Annotated in this window: 13 protein-coding genes; 3 read left to right on the top strand and 10 right to left on the bottom strand. The window is 46.6% G+C overall.

Going from position 1 to position 23,269, the window contains the following annotated elements; genetic code table 11:
- Nucleotides 1-58 precede the first annotated feature (58 nt).
- The 7 genes from ACUC6J_RS05225 to ACUC6J_RS05195 all read right to left on the bottom strand — a co-directional run bounded on the left by ACUC6J_RS05225 (nucleotide 59) and on the right by ACUC6J_RS05195 (nucleotide 12,142).
- Entirely contained in the window at nucleotides 59-1,897 is a 1,839-nt protein-coding gene (locus tag ACUC6J_RS05225) for an ABC transporter ATP-binding protein (protein WP_016821407.1), read from the bottom strand.
- On the bottom strand, nucleotides 1,878-3,614 hold the full coding sequence (locus ACUC6J_RS05220) for an ABC transporter ATP-binding protein (protein WP_447250286.1): 1,737 nt from the start codon (nucleotides 3,612-3,614) through the stop codon (nucleotides 1,878-1,880). Before ACUC6J_RS05220 ends, ACUC6J_RS05225 begins: the two co-directional genes overlap by 20 nt.
- Before the next feature lie 232 nt (nucleotides 3,615-3,846).
- On the bottom strand, nucleotides 3,847-7,104 hold the full coding sequence (locus ACUC6J_RS05215; protein WP_447249864.1) for a GH32 C-terminal domain-containing protein: 3,258 nt from the start codon (nucleotides 7,102-7,104) through the stop codon (nucleotides 3,847-3,849).
- A gap of 41 nt (nucleotides 7,105-7,145) precedes the next feature.
- Nucleotides 7,146-8,603, bottom strand: a complete 1,458-nt coding sequence (locus ACUC6J_RS05210) for a glycoside hydrolase family 32 protein (protein ID WP_447249863.1) — start codon at nucleotides 8,601-8,603, stop codon at nucleotides 7,146-7,148.
- 26 nt (nucleotides 8,604-8,629) lie between these two features.
- Nucleotides 8,630-10,219: an ABC transporter substrate-binding protein gene (locus ACUC6J_RS05205; protein WP_447249862.1), complete on the bottom strand. Its 1,590-nt coding sequence runs from the start codon at nucleotides 10,217-10,219 to the stop codon at nucleotides 8,630-8,632.
- A gap of 63 nt (nucleotides 10,220-10,282) precedes the next feature.
- The gene (locus ACUC6J_RS05200) at nucleotides 10,283-11,164 is read right to left on the bottom strand and encodes a carbohydrate ABC transporter permease (RefSeq protein ID WP_013369666.1); all 882 of its coding nucleotides are present in this window, start codon (nucleotides 11,162-11,164) and stop codon (nucleotides 10,283-10,285) included.
- 15 nt (nucleotides 11,165-11,179) lie between these two features.
- Complete coding sequence (locus tag ACUC6J_RS05195) at nucleotides 11,180-12,142, bottom strand: ABC transporter permease (RefSeq protein ID WP_016821412.1); 963 nt, start codon at nucleotides 12,140-12,142, stop codon at nucleotides 11,180-11,182.
- Nucleotides 12,143-12,653: 511 nt separating this feature from the next.
- Here ACUC6J_RS05195 and ACUC6J_RS05190 point away from each other — a divergent pair.
- Complete coding sequence (locus ACUC6J_RS05190; protein ID WP_016821413.1) at nucleotides 12,654-13,700, top strand: substrate-binding domain-containing protein; 1,047 nt, start codon at nucleotides 12,654-12,656, stop codon at nucleotides 13,698-13,700.
- 333 nt (nucleotides 13,701-14,033) lie between these two features.
- On the opposite strand, the gene ACUC6J_RS05185 is transcribed toward ACUC6J_RS05190, so the two are convergent.
- On the bottom strand, nucleotides 14,034-16,550 hold the full coding sequence (locus ACUC6J_RS05185) for a rhamnogalacturonan lyase (protein ID WP_447249861.1): 2,517 nt from the start codon (nucleotides 16,548-16,550) through the stop codon (nucleotides 14,034-14,036).
- A 366-nt stretch (nucleotides 16,551-16,916) separates the two neighbouring features.
- On the opposite strand from ACUC6J_RS05185, the gene ACUC6J_RS05180 reads away from it, so the two are divergent.
- Both ACUC6J_RS05180 and ACUC6J_RS05175 read left to right on the top strand, forming a co-directional pair.
- Nucleotides 16,917-17,501 (top strand): RNA polymerase sigma factor, encoded by a 585-nt coding sequence (locus ACUC6J_RS05180; RefSeq protein ID WP_103042232.1) that lies wholly within the window; start codon nucleotides 16,917-16,919, stop codon nucleotides 17,499-17,501.
- Nucleotides 17,473-18,678, top strand: coding sequence for a DUF4179 domain-containing protein (locus tag ACUC6J_RS05175; RefSeq protein ID WP_447249860.1), 1,206 nt, complete (start codon nucleotides 17,473-17,475; stop codon nucleotides 18,676-18,678). Before ACUC6J_RS05180 ends, ACUC6J_RS05175 begins: the two co-directional genes overlap by 29 nt.
- A gap of 159 nt (nucleotides 18,679-18,837) precedes the next feature.
- Here ACUC6J_RS05175 and ACUC6J_RS05170 read toward each other — a convergent pair whose 3' ends face one another.
- The gene (locus ACUC6J_RS05170; protein WP_447249859.1) at nucleotides 18,838-22,131 is read right to left on the bottom strand and encodes a DUF5704 domain-containing protein; all 3,294 of its coding nucleotides are present in this window, start codon (nucleotides 22,129-22,131) and stop codon (nucleotides 18,838-18,840) included.
- A 4-nt stretch (nucleotides 22,132-22,135) separates the two neighbouring features.
- Complete coding sequence (locus ACUC6J_RS05165) at nucleotides 22,136-23,080, bottom strand: copper amine oxidase N-terminal domain-containing protein (RefSeq protein WP_447249858.1); 945 nt, start codon at nucleotides 23,078-23,080, stop codon at nucleotides 22,136-22,138.
- Nucleotides 23,081-23,269: the final 189 nt, after the last annotated feature.

Below are 23,269 nucleotides of genomic sequence, written 5' to 3'. Positions count from 1 at the left end.
AGGCCACCCCACGGTAGCCCTTTTTAAGTATGCCTGTAAGTCTGTTGATCAAGCCAGCTTATGAGCTTTGTTTTCTCAACTGACCATAATATAAATTACTGTAAAAGCCTTTGTGAGCCAGCAACTCCTCATGAGAACCTTGCTCCTCCAAACGACCGTCCTTTAAGACCAAAATCCGGTCAGCCTGACGAATGGTATTCAACCGATGTGCAATGACGAAACTTGTTCGCCCCTGCATGAGCCGTTCCAGTCCTTCTTGAATTTTCATCTCGGTGATGGTGTCAATACTGCTGGTCGCCTCGTCGAGCACCAGGATAGAAGGGTTGGCCAAAATCGCACGAGCAATCGCCAGCAACTGCTTTTGCCCTTGACTGATGCCGCTACCGTTCGCTTCCAGCACCTTGTCGTACCCGTCCTTCATCCGCATGATAAAGGAGTGGGCGTTGGCCAGTTTCGATGCTTGTTCAACCTCCTCATCAGTGGCATCCAGCCTGCCGAAGCGGATATTTTCACGAATGGTCCCCTGAAACAGGAAGGTGTCCTGTAGCACAAACGCCATACGGGAGCGCAAGCTTTCACGCTCTATGGTCGTAATGTCACGCCCGTCCAGCGTAATCGTTCCCTTGTCTGGGCTATAGAATCTGGAAAGGAGCTGGATCAGTGTCGTTTTTCCTGCCCCGGTCGGGCCGACGAGCGCGATCATTTCACCAGGTTTAGCTTCAAAAGAGATGGCTTCCAGCGTAGCGTTTCCCTCATCATAACCGAAGAAAACATCCGTAAACTGTACAGCTCCCTCCACATGCTTCACCTTTACTGCGCCGCGTTCATCCTTGGACTCTTCGTCTTCGTCCAATATTTCAAATACGCGCTCAGCTCCGGCAATGGCGGACAACAGTGTATTCCACTGGTTAGCCAAATCGTTCAGCGGTCTAGTGAACTGACGAGCATATTCTACAAATACGATAATCGTCCCTATCGTAATCGAGCCGCGAATGGCTAAAATCCCGCCGATCCCTGCTACAATAGCAAAGCTGAGATTATTCAGTCCGTTCATCAGCTTGGGGATAAAGCCTGAAATCGTTTGTGCCCAGAAACCCGACAGCCGAATACGGTCATTACGCTCACGAAAACCACGGATGACTCTCTTCTCCTGTGAAAATGCCTTGATAATCTGCTGACCGGACAGCGTTTCTTCAATGTATCCGTTCAGTTCGCCCAAGTTCTTCTGCCGTTCCTTATATAAAGGCCCGGTGCGGCGTGTAATCCAGCGCATCCCGGCTGCCATTAATGGCACTACGATAAAGGTTAGCAGGGTCATCAGCGGGCTTAACCACAGCATCACAGTGAGTGTACCGATTAACGTCAATATGCTCGAAAAAATCTGAATGGCTGAGCTGTTCAGCGTAGAACTGACATTTTCGATATCATTGGTCAGACGACTCATAATTTCTCCCTGCTGACGTTTGCCGTAGAAAGGAATGGGGAGTCGATGCAAATGTGAAAACAGATCGAAACGCATGCGGTACACCGTCTCTTGGGCAATCTCGATCATCCAGATATTTTGCAGCCAGGAGGTCAGCGAGTTCAGTAGATACACAGCCCCTAAACCTATGAGAAAATAAATCCACGTGCGTCCACCCGGCCCTTCGAGAAAATCATCCACCGCTACACCGACCAGATATGGAGCCAGCAGCGACAGCCCGGAGCTGAGCAACACCATGAACAGGACCAGCATTAGCTTGGCCTTGCGACGGGCCAGATAAGCCCATATTCGCCCTACCGTGCCAGACCAGTTCTTCGCTTTGGCCTTGCGTCGTCCTTCAGCGCCAGCCGGGTTTCGCAGCACACCGGATTCCGGCGTAGGCTGACGGAACGGTTCAATGAGTTCCTTGAGCATGCGACTCCTCCTTTCCGTATTGTGATTCATAGATACGTCGATACAGTTCTGAGCTATCCATGAGATGATCATGGTTTCCACTAGCTATCAGGCGCCCTTCATCCAGCAGTAAAATCTGATTTGCTGATGCAGTTGAACTAATCTTCTGCGTGATGAGAAATGTCGTACAGGACAGGCCATCGAGTGCATTCAGCAATGCGGTTTCCGTTCCCACATCCAGCGCACTTGTGCTGTCGTCCAGAATCAGCACTGCCGGCTGGCGCACCAGTGCGCGGGCAATCGACAGCCGCTGCTTCTGTCCGCCGGACAGATTAACACCACGCTGTCCGAGCATGGTGTCATAGCCTTGCGGCAAGCGTTCAATCATAGGATGGATTTGTGCCATGCGCGCGGCTTCCTGAATCTGCTCCAGACTGGCATGCTCCAGCCCCCAGGCAATATTATCCCGAATCGAGCCGGTAAATAACAGCACCTCTTGGGGGACATAGCCAATCGCCTCACGTAGTATGGAGCCATCCATTTGACGAGCGTCCTTTCCGTCAAAGCGTACATGACCTGCATCTTCTTCATACAGACGTGTAATCAACTGTACAAGTGAGGATTTGCCCGAACCAGTAGCTCCCATAATAGCGATCCGCTCACCCGGTCGTGCCTTAAAGGATATATCCTTTAACACAGCCAAATCACTGCCCGGATAATGAAAGCTCACCCGATCCATTTCCACCTGTCCCTCAATCCGTGTATCCTGAGTTGGAACACCCTTCAGCTCTCTCCCCTCTTCATTAGGTGTTTCCAAAACCTCTCGAATCCGCCCTGTAGATGCAGTAGCCCGGGAAAATACCACAACGATACCGGATAAAGCAGACAAAGCTCCAATCGTCCGCAGGGAATAATTAACGACTGCAACCACCTGTCCTACACTGGCATCTCCAGTGGAAATTTGACCGCGCCCAAACCAAAGTACTGCAATAATCCCTGCATTCATCGTAAACAAAATGAACGGCATCGTCGTTTCTGTCCAGCGTAGAGCGAACACCGTCCCTTTCATCAATTCACTTCCGTAATGAGCAAAACGTTCAATTTCATGTCGCATCCGCACAAAAACCCGGATAAGCCGAATGCCTGTCAGATTCTCCTGAATTACTCCATTAACGTCATCCAAGCGCCGCTGGACACTTTTAAACAAAGTGACAGTCCTCCGCATCATCACCAGCACAAATACGAACAGCACCGGGGCCATAACCGCCAGTAGCAGCCCAAGCCTAAAATGTACAACCAAGGCCATCACAATACTGCCGATCACCACCAGCGGAACTCGTGTCATAAATCGCAGGCTCATAAACACTGTATCTTGTACTTGCGTGACATCTCCCGTCAGGCGCGTAATCAGCGACGAAGTAGCAAACCGTTTGAACACCGGATAAGAAAAGGATTGCACCTTTTGATATAGCTTTTCCCGCACATCATAGCCAAAACCCTGACTTGCATGTGAAGCAAAAAAGGAACTGGATATCCCTGCCATAAAAGCGATAACGGCACTGCCCACCAGTACACCGCCCCATAACCAGACGACGGGCAAATCCTGCTGTCGAATGCCCTCATCTATGATTTTGGAGATCAAATACGGCTGCGATAACTCTACCGTCAATTCCAGCAACATCATCACGAGCGCCGCGATAGCTGGAACCCGATATTTTTTTAGAAAAGAGAACATCATCCCCACAAGCATTCCTCCAATGGCCCTAGCCGTCCTTCCAGATCAGCATCTAATGGTTGTATGAATCCAAATCTGCTGTAACACCATGTATACGCACTTTATATAGCACTATATTTTATTATACCCTCCTAAAGGTTTTCGTTTAACCAGCAAATTGCAGGCTCCGGCTAAAAAAGACGCAAAAAAGAGAGCTCGTAATATACAGCTCTCCTTCTGACATAAGAAATTCATATCACATTTTCTCGATCCTTACATGTTGGTAAAAAGCCTGCCCTCCAAATACATTGATACCAAAATGCCCTTCGGCAAATGTATCATCTTCCAAGTCCATTACCTGTTCGTTATCAATCTCTATACGAAGGCGTAATCCCTCTGCTTGGATTTTAATATGATAGGTTACTCCCGGCAGTACAAATCTTGGAACCTTGGCCAGCACTTGCTGCTCCTCAAATCGACCCTCTTTTTTATAAAAAAGACGAATGGATTTCATGTTCGGGTCCAAATTCAAATAATAGCCACTCGCCCCGTCAGCATTGGCACGAAAAATCATGGACCCAGCGCTCCCATTTCCATACAGCTTCATATCAGCCTCATACGTAAAATCTTTCGCCTGCTCAGAAGCCATATAATTTGCATCGCTAATATAGCTTCCGCGCATACCATCCGTCGTCACCATCCAGTGGGATGCGGAGACATCCGGCACCCAACCTGAAAGGTTGGTATAAAACATCCCGCCATGCACAGTGACAGAGGTACTTGCTCTTACCGTATCTCCTGGGATGGAGGCTGTAACAATGGCTTCTCCAGGGGAAAGTGCCTCCGTGATCGCGTAGCCTTCATTTGACGAGATCACCTTGACGACTGCGGGGTTGCTGGATTCCCAATTCAGCAAATGTTCTTTTCTCCCGGAATGATCCTCCACACTCGCATACAGACGTTTCGACTGTCCTTCCGCAAGCTCCAGCTGAGTGTAATCCATGATCAGTCTGATGGGTGAAACCTCTGTAACCCTCCAGCGATTGTGTAGCGCATACACATGAAGAGAAACAATTTTCACCTCACCACCTTGAGTATAGAAGCTCATCCCTCTACGCGCCGAATCTGGAAAAATGATATCAGAAAATACGACTTCTCCACGGTTACCAAACACCTCGACTGAGGATTCGTCCACAAATATACGCATTTGAATTCGATTCCCGACCGGTGCCAGCGATGCTTCATGAAGCGTTGAAAATAGAGGAGAGAAATCAGTAAGCCCTGATTCAGCACGATTTACAAACATGTGTTGTACATCTGTTTTATAGCCGACTACCGTTCTTTGCTCACCGCCTTCCCGTACGTAAAACCCAAAAGTCGATGCCATCCCAACGGAAGGGAATTCGAACTCCGCTTCAATTTCATAGGCACCCGCTTTCAAGCCTTCCAGTATATTCGGAGAAGATTCCGTGATACTTGCATGTTCTAGCGAAAATAAATGAGAACGTAGCGAAGTCAGTTCGGATATCGGATGCTGTATTAAGCGGATGCCTTCATGGGTTGTTTTTAGCGATAACTCTCTTGGGATGCTAAACTGCCCCTTCCAGGGTGAAGTTGGGAAGCTGAAAGGGTAGTCCCAATTCGTCATCCATGCCAGCATGATACGCCGCCCGCCGAGTACATTGGAGAAGGACATCGAGGCATAGAATTCCTTGCCCCAATCGGTTTTCAACACCTTCCCCGGCGGAAGATCATTTTGAAATTTGCCATCAGATGTCAGTTCACCGATAAAATATTCCGCATCCGAGCCTTGAGTGTTCGTGCTGGCTCCAGTACTAATCATTAGCACCCATTTAGAGGTGTTGCTCTTGTCTACCGCGAGCGGGAATAGATCTGGGCACTCCCATACCCCGCCCCGTATATAATCACCATAGCCAAAGTTATCCGTCCAGCTCCAATCTAATAGGTTGGCGGAGGTAAAGAAGCGGATATGGTCACCTCCCGACACGACCATAATCCAGCGCTGATGCGCTTCATCCCATACCACTTTCGGATCACGAAAATCCCAGTTGCCAGGATCGTTTTCATTTTGGCCCGGATTCTCAATTACAATCGAGTGGTCTACTGGGTATTGCCATGTCCGCCCCCGGTCTGTGCTGTAAGCAAGGCCAATTCTCTGGTTTCCCCTGGGCTGATCGGGATTATAGGAGGTGTAATAAGCAATCATCCCTTTCCCGCCATAGTCGCTGAACAATCCGGAAGTATTGCTGAGATCAGCTACAGCCGAGCCGGACCAGATATGACCCAAATCATTCCACTTTAATGCCAAAGGAAGCCTTCTCCAATTCAGCAAATCCACGCTGACTGCATGTGCCCATTGTCCACCATCCTGATGAAATAGATGATATTCTCCCTCGAAATATACCAATCCGTTCGGATCGCTGGCTGAACCTCTGGCAGGGGAATAATGATACTGTGGGCGATATTTTTCGGTATAGTAATTCGAGACGGAGGTAAGGTAGAAATCCTGAAAATAAGCCGTCCCACCAGTTGCCTTTATGCCTGTAAAACCACCGGAATAACTGCTATCCACGATGTCAATCGCAGCAGGCGTGTAGCCATCTACAAACACGCGAATCCGCTCTCCGTGTGCAATGATTTCCAAACTGTGTTTACTGCCCGATGTATCCAGATACGTCATCACCGAGCTTGTAATCAACGTTCCGTTCGCTTTTCTCAGATGTATCCGGATCTGATGATTCTCTCCTTGCACAGAAGCAATATAGCCCTCTGTTCCCACCTGATTCCCTCTGAAAAATAGTCCTGCTTCCATTCCCGGTTCAGAAGGATTCAGCGTCACACTACCTTCCATGACCAGATCGGCAGCTGTCGTACTAAATATTTTCAATGCTCCTTCAGAACTTGTTCCCTCAGCTTTTTGCCCTTTGAGGTCCGGTTGCCATTTTCCACGGATCAAGAGCGGTTCATCTACATTCGTATCCATATCACTGACTTGAATGTTCTGAAATAATGCCGACCCATTCCAGACATTCAGTCCCAAATATCCTGATGCGTACGTCGTATCGACCACATCTATAATCGGGCTATACCCTTCATCCCAGTACACTTTAAGACGCGAGCCTTCTACCTTCACCTTGAGATGATAAATATCTCCTTTTTGTAATTCTACTGGCCGTTCCTCTTTGAGTCTTTCGATATCCCCGGCAGCATCGCGCAACCGTAATAATCCGGCAGCTGGCACGATTTGAAGCATATAGGAAGACCATCCATCCTCACTGGAACGGAATACTAGGGTAGCGTCTGCCTGTATGTCTGTGACCATCACATCCGCTTCAAAAGTAAAATCCTGCGATGTAGTTCCAGACATAGCCATCACATTTTCCTGTGGCTCTGACCTCAACAAAAGTCCCTGGATGTTATTTTCTATGTGTCCCTGCCCTTTAATCTGCCAGTTCGTCAGATTCGTGCGCGTGTTTGTGAGCTCTATCCTCATCGCCAATTTCCTACCTTCCAGTACGGATTATGAAGAAAATCTCATTTTAGCGCATAAAGCTCCAGCGAAAATAACGTAACCCGCTCTTCTGCTGAGAATATTTCAAGGGTCTTAGCTTCTGCATCAGGAAATATTAAGTCGGTAATGGCTACCTGTCCGCGATCGAAAAACACTTCAATAGACGAGCGATCTACATAGAGGCGGATGTCCATGCGATCCGGTAAGATTGTTAATGAGGTCCCATGTCTGCCTGCAAAGTCTTCATGAAAATCCGAGCGACCAGACCGTGTCCGGTCTACGTATACTTCCTGCGTGGCGGAAGTATAACCGACGAGTGTCTCTTGTCCATCCGCTACCCGCACTTTAAAGCCAAAGTCTCCAGTGGTTGCAAATTCAGCCACAAGTTCGTAGCAATCCAGCTGCAAGGCAGACAATGCGTTCCGCACTTCCTCCCAAGATGGTTCTGTGAGTGACAGGACAGGGGTTCTTAATCCCTCCAGCTCCCGAACAGGGCGCTGAACAAGCGCAACTGTGCCCTTTCTCGTTTCCAGCGCGAGTTCTCGCGGAATGGACATGGCACCTCTCCAGCGCTCCGTCGGTGTCTGATTGGCATATCTCCAGTTGCTCATCCAGCCCATAAACAGGCGTCGTCCATCCTCTGGCGGGATATCCGACCAACACACACCTGCGTAGTTATCTCTGCCATAATCGAGCCAGCGGACTTTTTCACTTTCCGCATCTGCCACAAATGTTGTCCCATCAAATTCACCCGTAAAATACTGTGTTCTAGACCCTTCCCGAATCCCCGGGGTATCGCCAATGCTTACGAGCATGACCCACTTCACCTGTTCGCGTTTCTCATCAACATATAGCGGGAATAAATCCGGGCACTCCCACACCGCGTCATGACTACCAATGCCGTGTCCAAATTCACTGGCAAAAGTCCATTCCTTCAGATTCGGAGAATGATAGATTCGAATCGTCTGACCGCAGGCCAGCACCATCACCCATTGCTCTGTAGACTTATGCCAAAACACTTTCGGGTCCCGAAAATCAATGCATTCCTTATCCTCCAGCACCGGGTTGCCTGTGTATTTAATCCAGGTTTTCCCCGAATCGGTACTATAGGCAAGGCTTTGGCACTGCCGCACCTGTTCCGTCCCCGGAAGCGAAGCATGATGGGTGAAAATGGCTACCAAGCCCGGCTTGCCGCCAAAAAATCCGGATGTATCCTGTTCATCCACTACAGCGCTCCCGGAAAAAATCGTTCCTAGCTCATCCGGCTCCAAGGCAATTGGCTGCTCCTCCCAATTCATCAAATCAGTGCTGACAGCATGCCCCCAATGCATAGGTCCCCATGTGGTGCCAAATGGGTGATGCTGATAAAACAAATGATAGCGTCCTTCATAATAAACCATTCCATTCGGATCATTCATCCATCCGCTTTTTGGTGAAAAGTGATAGGATGGGCGATATTTCTCTTGCCTAATCACGTTCATATACTCCATCTCCCTCAAAAAAAGATTCATTTACTTGTGCTTCTGTCATAACCCGCTTGTTTGATTTGCAGCCATTCCTGTAATCCCAGACTATTCAGCTCCTGCAAATATTCCGGCCACTCCTCTTCGACCTTGCCGTTCTGATACCATTCCGTACGTTTACGAAGAACATAGGCGAATAGATCGGTTTCAATGGTCGATAATCGATCCAGCTCATCGATAGAGAAGAATACTTTAGGATAATTATGATCCGCTTGCATATGCGGAACCATCACCTTTTTGAGCAAACCCAATCGCCATGTCGCATCTTCTGGCTGGGTTGTGTATTTTCCGTAGTATTCATCCAATACAGCTAACGGTCCACCAATGTTCGTCTTTTGTCTGATTTCCACCGGAGCCGAGCCTTCCAGCGGCAGATGCTTCAGCATTCCCTTTGCCGTATCATACTCAAAAATATTCTTCTGCTTGGTATCCCCGTAAGTTCCCCAGTTGTTCTGTATAGACTGGATCGGATCATACAGCTGGTCAATCCACTTGGCGGTCGCTTCCAGCTTCTTATTAGCACTGGTGATCACCATGCGCCCGCGATCGAAGCCGATGCCATTCGTCCGTGTAACATTCACATGTCCATCCGGTCCAGCCAGCGGCGGCATGAGATCGTATTTTTTATTCGGGCCTGTAATATTGGCCTTATCCCATGTAAAGTACAGACCATAGCGGTGATCCTTCCCTTTGGCCAGATAAGTGTTCCAATCCTGCTGGGAGGACTCTATGTCCACCAGCCCTTCCTTGTATAAATCATGAATATATTTGACTGCTTCCTTATATCCGTTATCCGCTGCTGTAAATACGACTTTCCCATCGTTCGTCACTACTGTATGATCCCAGTTCTCTCCCAGCCCAAAGGCTCCGTATAAAAAGGCCAAATCCTCGCCGCCAGGCTTATCTATAAACGATAATGGAATCTCATCCGCCTGCCCGTTGCCGTTGGGGTCCTTTGTTTTAAAGGCAATTAGGACCTGCTTCAGCTCTTCGGTCGTTGTTGGCATGGACAAGCCCAGCTTGTTCAGCCACTCCACATTAATCCACGGCAAATCATCCACGGACTGGATCGCTTCTTTTCCTGTCCCCAATTCTTCAATCCACGGAAAGGAATAAATATGTCCATCCGGCGCAGTCAACATCGTTTTATATTCCGGTGATTGCTCCAATACCTTTTTAAAATTCGGCATATGCTGTTCAATCAAATCCTCCACCGGAATAATGACACCGTCTTTGGCTAGCTTGAGCAAGTCATAATCCGAGTAGCCCGCGTCGAACACTGCATCCGGCAAATCGCCGCTGGCAATAGCCAGATTTCTTTTTTCCACAAACTGGTCACTGGTAAAGTTCTTCCAACGAATATGAATGCCCGTTTTTTCTTCCAGCCGTTTGTTGATCAGCTTGTCGTTCGGGTCTGCCGGAGCGAGTGGAGAGCTTTGGGTTATAAAGTTGAGCGTCACTTTTCCATTCACATCTGTTGCATCGCTCTCATTAGAAGAATTGCTGCTGCCGCAGCCGGAAAGAACTAAGATCGCCGCCAGTGCGGCAAATGAGGCAGTTTTGACTGTTTTCATCTGGATGACCTCCATCGGATAATGGTAAAAAGCACATATAGCAAATGAAGTGTGCGGCATCTGTTATTTTAAAGAGCCGACCATAACGCCCTTTTCAAAATACTTTTGGAAAAAGGGATACATCACAAGCAGTGGAAGACTGGAGATGACAATCGATGAATATTTGATCATTTCCGAAAGACGTTTCAGTTCCGCCATTGCTAATTGATCACTAATCATGCCAGGCATCGTCTGGTTTTGGATCAGGATCGATCTCAGCACCAATTGAAGCGGATGCAGCTGTGCATTATCCAGATAAATCATGGCATCAAAATAAGAATTCCACTGACCAACAAAGGCATATAGCGCAATGACAAAGATAATGGGTTTGGACAGCGGCAGGACAATTCTAAAGAATATCGTCCAGTCCGAGGCTCCGTCCACGTTGGCAGCTTCTTTTAATTCATTAGGTACACCTTTAAAGAACGTTCGTGCCAAAATCAGATCCCACACATTGATTGCACCGGGAAGAAGAATAGCCCATACGGTATCCAGCATCCCTAAATTTTTGACCAACAAATAGGTTGGAATCAGACCTCCACTGAAAAACATGGTGATGATAAACAATGTCATAAAGAAATTTCGCCCCACCAAGCTGTTCACCGATAAGGCATAGCCAGCGCAAATCGAAACCGTCACAGAGATCAAGGCAAAGCATGAAGAATAGAACACCGAATTGGCAAACCCACGGAGCATCGCCGGGTTGGACAAAATTTTCCGATATCCCTCCACACTCCAATCCGAAATACGGAAGGATAGCCCTTTGCTTAACAAAACGGTCGGGTCCATAAACGAAGCAATCACGATATAACCCAAGGGAACTACAATAATCAAAACAGCTAAAGTGAGCACAATGTAATTCACACCTAGGATGAAGCGGTCCAGATTGGAATGTTTGACATGCATAAAGAGGCTCCTTTCCTAATAAAGCCCTTCTCCCTCATTGAGCTTCTTGACGATAAAGTTAACGGTCAGCAGCAAAACCACATTAATCACCGAATTAAACAGCCCGACCGCCGCAGAATAAGCATAATTGCCGGATTGCAAGCCGACTTTATACACATAGGTAGGAATAATTTCAGAAGTAGGCAAATTCATGGATGTCTGCATAAGATACGCCTTCTCAAACCCAATCGACATAATTCCTCCTGCTGCCAGGATAAAAACAATCGCCATAATCGGTTTAATCGTCGGCAAATCAATATGCCATATGCGCTGAAGCAGGTTGGCTCCGTCCAGACTTGCCGCATTATGCAGTTCGGGATCAACATTAGCGAGCGCAGCTACATAAATGATTGAAGACCACCCCGCCCCCTGCCAAATTCCAGACAGGATATAAATCCAGCGAAAATATTCAGGCTCTGTCATAAAGATCACAGGGTTGCCGGTCACCGATGCAATGATTTGATTCAAAGGTCCGGTCGGAGACAAGAAAATAAACAGCATTCCCACAATGACAACGACCGAAATAAAATTAGGGGCGTACAACACAAGCTGGATATTCTTTTTCAATCCCGCCTTGCGGATTTGATTCAGCATGACCGCTAACAGGATTGGTACAGGAAACCCGAGTACAAGTCCATAGAAGCTCAGTTTCAGCGTATTAAAGAAAATATCCGTAAAATTGGGCGATTCTAAAAATTTAGTGAAGTATTTTAGTCCAACCCAGTCACTTCCCCATATCCCTTTAAGCGGGCTAAAATCCTTGAATGCAATAATGGCCCCATACATCGGAACATACTTAAAAAGAATCGTAAGAATCAGTGCAGGCGCCAGCAGTACGTAAAGAAAATAGTTTTTGCGAATATAGTCCAGCTTGCTGCGAATGGACCTTTGCTCCCCCAGTGCGGCATGTCTCTGAGCTGCCTTAGCCAAGTTTGCCATGTGCGTTCCCCCCATCTGTAATAACCGTCTGTACAAGACAACTGAAAAGGCTTACATTTTTCATCTTCAATTTACCAAATCAAATTATCATTCGTCAATAACTTTTGTAAAATATTTTATTTACATTTGACCAAAATATTATTGTCATTCTGAGCTTTTGTAACAAAAAAAAAATAATCATCCCCTATGGTCCAAATCTGAAAGTTCCCCATTAACAATGACCGCTTCACTTATGCGGCCCTAATGTACCCTCTCTGTTTCAATGAGCATTTTTTTATCCAGCTTATACAAATTTGAATTTCAGTTCATTTTTCGATCTGATAAAGATAAATACAGGCTATTAAATAAACTTTACAAATGTAAAAATATTTTATACATTTGTAATCTCAACATTGCTATTTTATGCGAACTATTATACATTTAGGATACATTTTAGGTCTGAACGGAAAGCTGGCAGAGGCAACTGTACCTCTCAGGCAATCCATTTATTAAGTGAAGGTGGAACCTGTCTATGAAGAAAGAAAAAGTCACCATTCAAGACATTGCTGACGCTTTGGGAATCTCCCGAAACACCGCATCCAAAGCCATTAACGGTAGTGAGAGCATCCCGGTTGATACTCGGAACAAGGTCATAAAAAAAGCGATCGAGCTCAAATATAAGCAATTTGCCTATGTGGAAACTGACAGTATCATCCCTAAGAACCAAGGTAACATTGCCCTGTTTACATGCAATCTGCCGAACAGCTCGCATTTTGGCTCCTTTCTGATCAGTGGGCTGGAAAAAAGAATAAGTGCAGAAGGGTATAATTTGTCGATTCATATTGTGCGGGAAAACGAAATCCAAGCGGGAACACTGCCTAATAATTTTGAAGCCTCTAAGGTTGACGGAATCATTTGTATTGAAATGTTCGATCCACAGTATAGTGAGCTCGTTACGAGTTTGGGACTGCCTACAATCTTTATTGATTGCTCGGTGGACATTTTTTGTCCTGATTTGAAAGCGGATTTATTGTTGATGGAAAACGAACATAGCGTTTATTCTGTTACCAAAAGCCTGATTGATCGTGGATTTACGCGGATCGGTTTTGTTGGGGATTATAAACATTGCAAAAGCTTCAACGAGCGGTGGGTTGGATATAACCGTGCTTTAATCGAAGCAGGCCAAAGTGTGGATTTATCTTGCTGCATCGTTGATCAGGACCGAAATTTTTTCTCCGAATCGGATTGGATGGATAAACAATTGGAGGGCATGAGCGTGCTTCCATCTGCGTTCGTGTGCGCCAATGATTTTATCGCCGTCAGTGTCATGAAAGCGCTCAAAAACAAAAACTTGAAAATTCCCGAAGATATTGCTGTGTTTGGGTTTGATAACGCTCCTGAATCCCGGATTGTAGAGCCTCATTTATCCACCGTGCATATTTACAACAACGAAATGGGGATTATGGCGGCTGAGATGCTATTGGCGCGGGTCAAAGATTCTTCCAGGCCTTATCAGATTACGCATATCAGAACTGAGCCGATATTTAGAGAATCGACTCCTTTACAAATAGAAAAGTAAAAGAGGGGGTCTGGCGACGCTCCGCGAACGGAACGTTGCTCCAATCGCTGTTGTATCCGGATATTATTGAATAGCTTAGTGGTAAAAATCCGGATACAAAGGCGACCGCTGACGCTTTTTCGCAATCGTTCCGTTTCTCTCCGCTGCTTTCAGCAAATTTTCTATTTTAGAGATGTTCTAAAACCAGAAACACCAACCATGGATAGAATCGTCTATACTCTTAAACTTTAAGAATACAAAATGGCAAGCCTCTGATGATTTAGAGGCTTGCCATTTTTCTAGGTCTATTAACTAATGGATGGGGTGATACAGTTTTAGTCTCCGGCTAATCGTTTATTGATCCTCTGCTGGAACTACAGGAACTACAGGGACCGCTGACTCTCCCTCTATTTCCTTCTCATCTATTTCTGCCCCATCGACTTTTGTTCCATCAACTTTGGTTTCATCGACTTCTTTTTCATCTACCTCCGTTGCCTCTACCTCATCCGCTTCGTCACTGCTCTCTTCATTCATCAAGGCTCTTGGTGTATAGAGCTTGGGAATCGGCACGTTCGCCCAATTCATATCGGATGCAAAGTAAAAGCTCGTGTAGGACGGCTGGTTATAGCCGGTATTTTGACGCGCCACATCCACACGATACTGCGGATCATGCATCAACGTGTACAATTTATGCGTTGTAGGCTCGGTGCTCAAATAGATACGGATCGCCGAGCTATCCGCTGTACGGACAAGCATTTCCTCGCGCCAATCTCCGAAAATGTCAGCGACCAACGATGGCGTTCCTTTGGTATAATTGTTCGTTTTGGTACCTGCTGCGGTGAGTAATGTGCCTCGTTTCCAATCTTCAATGGTTGGGGTTACGTCGATCGCCCCGTTCACGATTTGTGTGGTCATATCAGCCGCCCATTTGATACTCATATTGGTACCCGGCATCTTGGTATCCAATTGTTTGCCCGCAGCGGTCCACAAGCCTATGGCCCAAGTCTCCAGTCCTCGCTGATCCGGGTCTATGTCACCGACCATCCCCCGACCTGTATCCTTACCGGAATACCCACCGTAGATGACTTCACCCGTTTTGGCATCCCGCAGCGAATAACCATAAGGGGCATAGGTGCCGCCTTCATGCACCATAAAGATTTCTTTTCCTGGCCGATCAGGGTCAATATCGGTCACATGCAGCGCGTCACCGTGTCCCAATCTGGCGGTTTGGCCCGGAATTGCGCTTTCAGGAGGCATAACATCAAATGAACTGTACAACAGGCTGCCATCATGGTCGATCGTGGCGGAGCCATATACAATTTCGTCTTTGCCGTCTCCATCCACGTCTGCGGCACTCAGCGAATGCGCTCCTTGTGTAGTCAAGGTGCCGAATTTCGGGTCCGTTCCATCCCGTCCGTGCGGGCTATCATTAAACGGATTGGTCATCGGTGCCCAGCCACTGTCCACCATCCAATGTTTTTGGAGATGGCGACCATCCCACGTATAAGTGACCAAGGTGGAGCGAGTATAATATCCGCGTGCAAATACGGCGTATGGTTTGCGTCCATCCAGATATGCTACTCCTGCCAGAAAACGATCCACACGGTTAGCAGGTTCAATCCGGGCCATAGCGTAGTCTCCCCACATAAGTCCATCGTCGTGGCGTTCTGGCTCATAGCGAATCGTCTCCAGCTCGGTACCTGTTTTCCCTTTAAAAATGGTCAAATACTCCGGTCCATCCACAATGAAACCTTCATATTCTCTCAGCTTGTTTTTGTCGCTCCGCGCAGGAGCATACACATCCATAAAGTAATCCGTCAGGCTTTCCGCATCCTTTCGGGATAACGGGTAGCTATACTTTGGAGCAATACCAAAGCATTCCTCCAGCGTAGCAGGCCACTGCCCCTTGACCACTTCTTCATGCTTCGTCCAGTTCATAAACATATTCACTACATGCTCATAATAATCCGTGCGGCTCAAACGATAATCATCTTTATGTGTAATTCCGGCTTTGCGATCCTCACGGGGCAGGGTAATATATTTTTCTTTTTTGGGCTTGCCCTTTTTGTCAAAAGTAATCGTCTTGGTCCCCGGAGCGGTCTTGAACATCAGCTCGGCTTTGCCATCGCCGTCAAAATCATACACCATCATCTGTGTATAATGGGCACCTGAGCGAATATTCACACCGAGGTCAATCCGATACAGCAGCTTGCCCTCGAACGTATACGCATCGACATACGTATTTCCGGTATACCCCTTCTGAGATACATCTTTGGAGTTGGATGGGTCCCATTTTACAAAAAATTCATATTGGCCGTCTCCGTCCACATCCCCCACACTCATATCGTTGGCCGAATAAGTATAGGATTCACCTGCGGGTGTTACGCTATCAGCAGGCTTTTGCAGAGGAAGCTCATAATAACCCTGCTGCCATGGCTTCACTTTGGCACTGCGATCCTTTTCTTTCCCTTTAACGACTGAAGCGACCCTGTACACCGCATTTCCGTTTCCTTCCTTATCCAGATAATTGGTGCTGTCCGTCACCGTCGCGATTTTCTTGCCATCACGGTATACGTTAAAGTCTGCTCCTGTCAGCCCTGTTGAACTGTAGCCATTCACTTCCTGGGCCAATAACCGCCAGCTTAAAAATACACCCTCTTGCGTCGCCGCAGCTACCAGACCGCGATCCAGCTTTTCCAGCTGAATGCTGCCACTACGGTTTTGTTCTACTGCGATTGCTGATTCTGCCTGCAGCGTGGGTTCGGATAAGTCTTCCGCAGCCACTCCTCCAGTCGTGCCCGTCATCGCCAGCATTGCTGCCAACGCGGCGGTCAAGGTTCCCTTTTGCCATGCGCCTTTCCTTTGAGCCATCCAATTCGTCCTCCTCAATTGTATTGTGATGACAAGCAAATACAGAAAATGATTGCGCTTACATAATTTAAATTCCTTATTATTATAGTTTTGCTGTTCCCCCAAACGCGTTTAAATATCCGAGTATTTCTCTACACAAATCCGTGTTGTTGTCCGTTTCTATTGAAATGACCCCATTAGACCGTTTAAAACGGTCCATTTGTGAGTCGACCATGTTAGTTGAAGTGAGAATATCCGAATATCATAAAATGATAAAATGAACGAGCTGTGATCAAACATACATACCTATCAAGGTTCCACAAAAATGATGTCACAAAATGACCCGTTGCGATTGTTATATAGACATAAATACAAGGAGGTGAGCTCTTGCAGGCAACCATCCCCGGGGATACACAGGACAAATACAGCCAGATTGAGCTGGCCATAGAACGTATCAAGGCTGGTGAACAGCAGGCTTATGAAATCATTATTCGGCAATTCGAGCGTCAGATGTACACCTACTGCTTTTATATTTTGAAGAATCATGAAGCCACAGAGGACGCGGTTCAGGACATTTTTATCAGAGCTTATGAGCATCTTCATCAATACAGCAGACAGACCAGCTTCTCGGCATGGCTATACAAGATAGCCTATCATCACTTAATGAATATCAAAAGGAAACACAGCCGCTGGCTCAAACTGGTTCAGCAGGTCAAGGAACAAGAGTCCATCGCCCAAGTATCACCTTATATAAGTGTGATTGAAGAGCTGCTGACTTATCTTACCCCAGAAGAACGTCATATTCTGCTACTGAAGGCTGTCGAGCAATACAGCTTTGAGGAAATTAGCAGCATCATGGGCTTAAAGTCGGCAACCATCCGCAAAAAATATGAGCGGCTTCGGCGCAAGCTGCTGGACCACAGAAGCAAAGGAGAACTTGTTAATGGACAAACATCTAACACCACCTTATGAGCGTGAAATGGACCCGTTGGAAAATTGGATCCATGAATCTGTCATGCCCAGAGGCAGTATGAGTGATCAAATTATGAAGGAGATTGAAAATAGAGCCATACAAAGAAAGACGACGAAACCAAAGTTTGCAAAACGGGCTGTCCTGGCGGCATCCGTAGTTGGCATATTAGGGGCAGGAGTGGTAGGCGCCGGGTTTGTATCACCCACGATGGCGGCTACACTCAAGCAGATTCCCGGAATTGGCAGTATTTTTTATGGATTGAGCTCGGATGAAATTCAGACTGCTGTAGATAAGGGCATTCTCAGTCATCCTAATGAAAGTGTGACGCATGACGGAATTACGCTGACATTAAGCGATGTTCTGTATGACGGTACACGCCTGTCCTTCTCCATTGAGCGTAAAGGTGAGAATTTGCCGGAAGGCTCTATAAGCCCTTATGTACCTATGGATGCCAAAACTGAAAATAGCGATGGCGAATGGGTAAAGGCACATAAAGTGCCTGAGAAGAATCAGCTTAAGGGCTACTTTAAGCATCCCGAAGTACAGATTAATGGAAAAAAGGTTGACTCTCAACAATTCATATACGGTGATGATCCGCATAAAAAGAATTCCGTCATGGGGGAATTCATGCAGTTAGGATCTTTGCCGGACGAGTTTGAGTTGACGGTTAAAACTTCGATGACAGGTGTCAACGAGCCCTATGAATTCAAAGTTCCGGTGAAAATCGACAACACCATGATTGTGGTCCAACCGAATGAGACGAAGACCAGCAATAACTTCAGCTATACCGTGAAGGAGCTGAAATCCACCTCAACAACGACTCGTCTAGTGCTGGACAGTACAGGTGAAGTGCCTGCTTCTCAGGAGCAGACGGGAAAGTATGCGCCAACGATGATGTATTACGATATTGCAGATGATCAGGGCAACATTCTAGAGCAGCGCAAATTCGGTTATTTCCACAGCAAGCCTAAGACAAAATATCATGTGGATGAGCTATACGATGCTCTTAAACCGGGCACGAAATACGTGACGATTAAGCCGTTCACTTTGACCGTCAAGCCTACCGACTGGAGCATTGTGGGACAAGTGAATGACAAGGTTGGCAACGAAGTGAAGAAAGGCGACAAAACGTATATCAAAGAACTGGAAATGAAAATCCCTGTGCCAGCCCAATAACATCAATGCAAGAGTAAGCAAGCCTGGATGAGAATCCAGGCTTGCTCATTTGGCTCGCTTTACATTAACCCGTCCCTTCTCCTGCTTATTCAACTGTTTTTTACTGGTTATACAAGCAAAGGATAAGTTTAGGTTATCTTTAATTTGTATATTTCCCAATTAGTGAGGGACAAATGAACGAAAATCATCCCGGCTGGACTGGTCTGCATGATAAAACACGACATCTCCATCCTGTAAATGAAAGGTGTGTCCGTGCGGGTCCTTTATCTCTCTACGATATCCCTCCAGTTGCCATTGGTTCAAAAGCGGGCCATTGATATATTGCAAATGTGGATGCTTGGTGTCCCCCTGACGGAGTGATTCCAAATTAAAACGAACCACTATAAAGCCTGTCTTCTTGAATATATCTGTATGCTCGTTTAGCTCCTGACGGTGACTGACCTCGCGCAAATCCGTCGCTTTGGTGATGGCGTACACATCAGCAGGCAGACTATACTCGCCATACCAGCGCTGAATCGCTGCATTCGCACGATCGGCATCAACCCCCTTCGGCAGGTCTGTCTTTGGACCGATCAAGGTACGCACAGCCGCAGGCAACACCAGCCAGTCGTAGCGTCCAACCCAGGTCTTGCTACGTGTAATACGCTGGACATACAGCGCCACATAATGTTCCAGCATTAACTGACTTCGCTCTGCTTCACTCAGTCCATGTTGATATTGGTAGGCTGCTGTATCCTGCATTTCCTCCATAGGGACATTGCGTAGCCGTTCATTCAAAATAACATATCGCTTTTCCCGGTCCTCTGCCGATCCTACACGGATAAATTTTCGGCTACCTGCATGTGTATACAAATCCACCTCTTCCCGCTGTCGCCCATCTTTGCTCACCCAATAAAATGAAGGGGTAATGCGAATTCCATCCTGTGCGCCGAACATATTGCCTTTGGTTTTGAGGTCAAACTTGAAATGGTAGCCTGTCTTGACCGCCACATTTGCGTAACCTTCATGTGGGTGACTACCTGGGCGAACAGGCAATGTGAAGGGCTCCGTGTTCCCTCTGGGCTCCCCGTCAATATTGCCAAGCCCTGTCCAATAGGACAGACCGCTATGTACAGGGCTGCCTTTTTGCTGTCGAAATACTCGCTCCCAATGGTAATCAGCAATATCCGTGATATGAAAATCATACATCCGTCCGATGACTTCAATATTCACCACATCATTGGCAACATGATGGGCGATATCCGTGTTGGCATGGCGCTGTTCGGTAAATCCATCCGGTGCATTTTCGGCAATGGTGCGGAACTCAACTGTATAATTGCCTTCATCGACCCATACGGGTAAATAAAAGTCTGTGTCCAACTGCAGCACCGGAATGTCGATCCAGGTACCTCGCGGATAAAAATGCGTCTTTCCTTGGTCGTACACATCGAACGGAAAGCGCACCTGCTTGGTTCGTACATATTTGGCATACTCCCGATCACCATAGCCGGGAATATTCAAATGCGGACCTGTTGTCGAAATCGTCACCCGGAAAGGACGCTCCAAAATAAGTGCGGATCGCCCCTTCGTAGGTTGGGTTTTCTGATTATGAGCAGCATCATCCGATACTTTAGACAGATTCACTACGGGAGTGTGGACAGTCACCGTATTGATTCCCTGTATCGGCAACGTTTTATCCGCACCTCCATTGATATTTCCTTTGAGAATAGCGTAAGTGATGTTACCACTGCTGGGCGTGTTGGGTTTATTCATCTTATGCTTATCAATCACATGATCCGGACTGTACAGCACTTCGGCCCCAATCGCTCCGGAAGAGGGAATCACACCTGGTTTAGGGCCATTTACCTTGACGCGCTCTGGATTCATAATGATCTTGTTTTCAAAGGTCAAAGTATCGTTCTCCACTTCGATTTCCTTAACTGCCTCCTCTGCCTTAGATTTCAGTACACTGCGATCATCAGGCACACTGGGCTTGCTGCTGCCGCCATTTTTGCTGCGACTACCTCCGTCCACTGTGCCTGGTGCAGGGGGCGGATAAAAGTTACCCTGGGTCGCCGCAATATAAGAAGGGGGAGTATAGGATTGCGGACGCAGGGTGATTGCTTCATTGGGTAACGCATAGTTTCGCAACGTAGCCTCCTTGATGCCATATACCTCCAAGTTGTCTATTTTCCAATAGGAGTACGGACGGACAATTTGGTAAGTATACGTTCGCTTCACCGTCTCATTCCGCCGAGACTTTTTCTTAGGCCGCCAACTCAAGCGGTACTCCCGTTTTACGTTTACTGTATATGTACACTGACCCGTCATGTTCACAAACTTATGTTGAAAAAGGTATCTCTTGGCTTGTACATGACCGTACAGGCTTTCAGAGGTAGGAATACCTTTGGATACGTCAAATCGTTCCCGACCACGCTGGTCCGCTTTGATCACAGCAGATACTACTGGGTCCAGTTCGGCAGTTTCCAAGCGCAGGCCTGGAACGGGACGGGAGCAGACAACACCATTCGTTGGCTGTTCATGATCTTGGCAATCTGAGGGCGCTCCCTCTTGGCTTTCTCCAGGCTTAGGACAGCCCTGAGCTTCTTTGTAATACAAGTAAGCGGTAAACTGCTCAAAAGAACCGTCATAGGTAAACCCGGGTACAATTCCCGGCAAGATATCTCCGCTTGGCGGTTTACCTGTCGTGCTTTTCTTGTAACCCACATACTCATATTTCGGATTGGTTGGCGGGGTGAAATCATACGGTTGATCAGGTTTAAGTTCATCTTCTATTGGTGTAAATACGTTGTTAAGCGATTTTCCATCAGTGGTAAAATGCTTGACGATCAGACCACCCTCCAGTTCGATCTTGAATAGAATGGGCTGGTAGATGCGCCAGGCTTCTACTTCTTTGGCACAGGTAGGGCAGCTCTCTTCCTTGATATTTTCTGCTTGGACGTTCGGATCCAGTTTTATATTTACTGTTATCGGAATGACGGTGGTATCCGTACCAAGTCCTTGCTTTTGAAAGGGACGGATATCCTTTTCACTATCTGTTCCTTTACTTATGTAATCAGAGAAATCATCGTAAAGATCAGATCGAGATTTCTGAAAGTATTTCGTATAGTCAGGATTCAGTTTATTTTTTTCGTCATTAGGTTTATAAAGTACTGCTTCAAGACTTTTTATTTTTCTACCCGGAAAATTAAACTTGTAAGTAAATGTAGCCTCACCGTACATACCTTTTCCGGGCTCTTTACCATTTGTAACCCATACACCAGCAGTATTTTTCCACATGTCATAGTACATCATGCCGACAAAGTAGCGATCATTCTTAACTGCATAGTAAGACAGCGGTGTGATTTCTGTGTCGGCTGCTACCTTATCTGTTGAAAAAGAAAAAGGTGGGAGCTGCAATAAGAGCAGTACCCCCACAAGCAATACGGCCAGAATGCGCTGTGTCTTATTCATACACTTAATTACCTTTCCACGGGTTGACCATCAGAGGGATATATCCATCTGCTTGCAAACGGAATCCGATGTACTCAATGTCTTGGAGCTTCAAAGATTTATAGTTTTTTACACCATGAAATAGTTCATCTGCAGACGAATAAATCGGATAATACACCATTTTTGTCCCATCACCATTATCTTGTGTCATCTCTCTCAAAGGAGGACGAAGACGTGAATCTTTATTTTTAGTAATGAAAAAAATTCCACCTGCTGTAGACTTCGTTTTAATTCTCATTTTTAGGTAAGGTACACCCTTATGGCTTGTGTATGGCTCAACAGAATAAACATCCCTAAGCAGCTTAATAGGTAAATCAGATTGTTTAAATATCCTAACTTTGTCATATGGCTGATCTGAACTGTTATTCAAAAGGGCGGGAATTGTCCCAATCGCCTTCTTATACGGCTCAATACTCACCGCCTGATGCCCCGTATCCTCCAGCGCAGCGATTTCCTTCTTCCCAATCCAGACCCAGCGGCTGACCTTATCCCATTCTACCGTCTGTCCCAAACCCTCACTCACTAACCGCAGCGGCACAAAAGTACGGTTTTGCTTCAAGATAATCTTCGTTTCATACGTTTTCGTTTGCCCATCCACGGTAGCGGTGTTTTGCCCCACTGTCATATTAACAGCATGTGCATCATTATTAATCGACACGGCTAATTGGCCGCCTGTTTTCTCCCAGCTCACCTTAGCACCCAATGCCTCGGATACAAACCGGATTGGAACCATCACATAATCGTTACTATCCTGAAAAGGTTTGGCATCCGGGAATTGTATTTTTTTCGCATTTAATAAGACTTCAATTGGTTTGGTGCTACTTGCCGCCTCCGCCATTGGAATCGTACTTGCCCCGCCCCATAGCAACGTGACTGCGGTCAAACTCAACACCCATTTTTTCATACTCATCTCTCGATCCCCTTTGTCTGCTTAAACTTATAAACTATGTATATCAACTCTAATCTCATAAACTCATCGCATCCCCACTTTCGGAAAATACTGGATACAACTTATATATTATAGGGTTTCCCAATTACAAAATCTATAAGAAAAATAACTAATATAACTACTCTAAAAATCATTTCCTATGAGAAATCT

The organism is Paenibacillus sp. JJ1683 (assembly GCF_053006485.1).
Note: the sequence above shows the minus strand (reverse complement) of the source record. Positions and strands in the feature narration are given on the sequence as shown.